Below are 556 nucleotides of genomic sequence, written 5' to 3'. Positions count from 1 at the left end.
CTGCAGTGCATCTTCTGCTGACGCTCCCAACCCTGATTTTTCACCTGCTTTATGTGGCAGCTATGCCAGGCGTTTCTGCGATGTTACATTTTAAGCCAGTATACACTCCGCTAGCGCTACGTGACTGGTTCAGGGCTGCGCCCCGAAACCCGCTAAAAGCACTGACGCGCCTGCGGCTTGTCCAACCCCGCGCCGCCCGGGAAGCTTTTCCCGCCCGTCCCGGCGTTATCAGGAGGCCGGTTTGTCAGAGAAACGGAACAAGATGCTCACCATGTGGGTGACGGAGAACGAACACCGCCGGCTGCTCGAACGCTGCGACGGGAAGCAGCTGGCTTCCTGGATGCGTCAGACGTGCCTCGGTGAGAAGCCGGCCCGCGCCGGCAAACTTCCCTCGATCTCGCAGGCGCTGCTGCGCCAGCTTGCCGGCATGGGCAATAACCTGAACCAGATAGCCCGCCGGGTTAATGCCGGCGGCGGTACCGGCCAGGACCGGGTACAGATTGTCGCAGCGCTGATGGCGATCGATGCCGGCCTCGAGCAGCTGCGCCACGCGGTT

1 protein-coding gene is annotated in these 556 nt (G+C 62.4%); it reads left to right on the top strand.

Going from position 1 to position 556, the window contains the following annotated elements:
- Positions 1–241: 241 nt before the first annotated feature.
- Positions 242–556, top strand: a 315-nt coding sequence (locus tag PDQ68_RS28725) for a MobC family plasmid mobilization relaxosome protein (RefSeq protein WP_472926917.1), incomplete at its 3' end; no start/stop codon positions are given.

Origin of the sequence: Bacillus cereus group sp. Bc010 (genome assembly GCF_027716745.1) — a bacterium.
Lineage (GTDB): Bacteria > Bacillota > Bacilli > Bacillales > Bacillaceae_G > Bacillus_A > Bacillus_A pacificus.
The sequence above is the reverse complement of the archived record's forward strand: the minus strand, read 5'-3'. Positions and strand labels throughout refer to the sequence as shown.